This is a genomic window from Pseudomonas tremae (assembly GCF_001401155.1).
GTDB classification, from domain to species: Bacteria; Pseudomonadota; Gammaproteobacteria; order Pseudomonadales; family Pseudomonadaceae; genus Aquipseudomonas; species Aquipseudomonas tremae.
Genome location: NZ_LJRO01000244.1, coordinates 1 through 2,999 on the forward strand (window position 1 = coordinate 1; position 2,999 = coordinate 2,999).

1 protein-coding gene is annotated in these 2,999 nt (G+C 61.5%); it reads right to left on the bottom strand.

Features of this window, described 5'->3' with window-relative positions; translation table 11 throughout:
• On the bottom strand, window positions 1-2,999 hold a 2,999-nt coding region (locus ALO43_RS15685; protein ID WP_157062308.1), incomplete at both ends, for a non-ribosomal peptide synthetase.

Genomic DNA, 2,999 nt, shown 5'->3' on the forward strand with positions numbered 1-2,999 from the left:
CGCGGACGATTTGCCACCGGTGTGCCGATCACCACGTCATCCTGCCCGCTGAACCGGCTCAACAGACTCGACCACCCCGCCAGCAATGTCATGAACAGCGTCGCACCATGACGCTGACCCAACTGTCGCAGCCCTGCCGTTAATGCTGGGCCCAGGGCCAGACTCACCCGCCCGCCCGCGTAACTGCGCAATGGTGGCCGGCGGTGGTCGGTGGGCAGCTCCAGCAGGGCCGGAGCTCCGCTCAGGTGTTGCCGCCAGAAGTCGACCTGCGTTTGCAGGGTTTCGCCCTGCAACCACTCCCGCTGCCACGCGGCATAGTCGACATACTGGAAGGCCAGTGCCGGCAGAGGATCGGCCAGCCCCTGGCTGAAGGCGCGGTACAACGTACCGATTTCCTGCAGCAGAACGCCCGTCGACCAACCGTCCGAAACGATATGGTGCTGCGTCACCAGCAGGACGTGCTCTGTCTCCGACAGTTGCACAAGCCGCCCACGAATCAGCGGACCACTCGACAAGTCGAACGGTGCAACCGACTCCTCGCGAGCGAGCCGCTCGACCGCCTCGTGCTGCGCCGTGCTGCCCAGAGAGCGCAGGTCGTGGGTAGCCAAGGCAAACCCTTGGGCCGCTGGTGCGATCAACTGTATCGCCTGGCCCTTGTGCAAGACAAAATGGGTGCGCAGGATTTCGTGGCGAGCCACGATGCGGTCCAGCGTGGCTTGCAAGGCGTCGCGATTCAATTGGCCGCGCAAGCGTAGCCCTGCAGCGATGTGATAGGCGGCTCCCGCCGCACGGTCCAGTTGATCGAGGAACCACAAGCGCTGCTGCGACCACGACAACGGCAATGGCAGATTGCGGTCGACCGGCGTCAACGGCGGCTGCGCCGTGAGCCTGGCGTTCGTCACCTGCCGTGCCAGACCTTGTAATGTAGGCTCGGCAAACACATCTCGCAGTGCCACGTCGACTCCGAACTGCCGACGCAGGCGTGAAACCAGTTGCACGGCCAGTAACGAATGCCCGCCCAGTTCGAAGAAGTGGTCATGACGACCCACCCGCTCCAGCCCCAGCAGCGCCCGCCAGATCTCGGCCAGCGCAGGCTCGACTTCACCTGTTGGCGTCTCGTAGCCACGACTGGCATAAGCGTCGTCCTCCGGCGCCGGTAATGCCCTACGATCCAGCTTGCCGCTCGGTGTCAGCGGGAAGCGCGCCAGCGTCACAAAGGCGCTCGGGATCATGTAATCCGCCAGCCCTTGCGAAAGTTGCTCGCGCAACTGCGCCGCCGACAACACCGCGCCTTCCTGTGCTGTAAGGTAGGCCACCAGTCGTTTGTCTCCGGGACTGTGCTCGCGCACCAGTACCACCGCCTCCCTGACCCATGGGCACTCGGACAGTTGTGACTCGATCTCGCCCAGTTCTATACGAAAGCCCCGGATCTTCACCTGATCGTCATTGCGCCCCAGGTACTCGATGTTGCCGTCCGCCAGCCAGCGGCCCAGATCGCCGCTCCTGTACATCCGCGCCGTCGGCTCGGCACTGAACGGGTCCTCGACGAAACGCTCCGCCGTCAGTTCCGGCAGATTCAGATAGCCACGGGCAACGCCTACACCGCCGATATGGATCTCGCCGATGACCCCGATCGGTACCGGTTGGCCGTATGCATCCAACAGGTAAATCTGTGTGTTCGATATCGGACGGCCTATCGGAAGCGAGTGGCCGGCTTGAACAGCGCTGTCGCACAGGTAAAAAGTAGAGTCAGCCGCCACTTCCGACGAACCGTAGAAGTTCAGTATCGTGGCCGAAGGTAACCACGCGCGAGTGCGAGCAAGCAGGGAGGACGAAAAAACCTCGCCACTGCAAACGATCAGCCGCTTTTCTTGCGAAACTTGCCGGTTCTCCATCCTCGACAACTCTTCCAACAGTGACGGGACAAGAACCAGACGGGTCAATTGATGCTCTGTAACCGCCTGCCATAACTTTACCGGATCCATGGAGGCCAACGGCGACACGATATACAATTGCGCACCAAACAGTAAGGGCGTCAGCGTTTCGCTCAACGAATCGAGAAAACTGATCGACGTTTTTTGTGCATACTTTTCGAATCGCTGACCATCGAAAGTGCTATGCATCCAGTAAAGACGGTTAACCATGCCCTGATGTGAGCCGCCCACGCCTTTCGGTTTACCGGAGGAGCCTGAGGTGTAAAGCACATAGGCCAGGTGCTGCGGCTTGATGGTCGGCACCACGGGATTGTGTTCAGCCTCAACCTCCCAGTCGCCTTCTTGCAGATCAAGCATCGGCACCGCCAACTCGCCCAACAACATCCGGGTTTCGCCCTGCAACAGCAACCCCACCGGCGCACTGTCTTCCAGCATATAGCGCAACCGCTCTGGCGGATATCCAGGGTCCAGCGGCACATACGCACCGCCCGCCTTCAAAATTCCCAGCAAGCCCACCACCATTTCCAGACTGCGCTGAACACAGATCGCCACCCGATCGTCCGGCTGGACACCCAGGCCGATCAGATAATGTGCCAGTCGATTCGCCCGCACATTCAGTTCGCCATAGGTCAGGCTTCCGGCTTCATCGACCACCGCCAGGGCATCCGGATGTTGTGCCACCCGCTCCTCGAACAGTTGATGAAGCAGCTTGTCCGCCGGGTAGGCCGCCGCCGTATCGTTGAACGTCTCCAGCACCTGCCGACGTTGCGCGCAGGACAGCAGCGGTAGTTTTCCGACCGGCTGCTGGTCATCCGCCACCATCCCTTCCAGAAGCACCTGCAAATGCCCCGCCATCCGATCGATCGTCGCACGCTCGAACAGATCGCTCGCGTATTCCAGAGAACCGAGCAACCCACCCTTCGCCTCGACAAGTGAAAGCGACAGGTCGAACTGGGCTGTCGTGTGCGGCGTTTGCAGCGGCTCCAGGCTCAGCTCCGGCAGGCTGAGTTCGCCGCCGCCCGGGGTGTTGTTCAGCGCCAGCATGACCTGGAAGATCGGGCTATG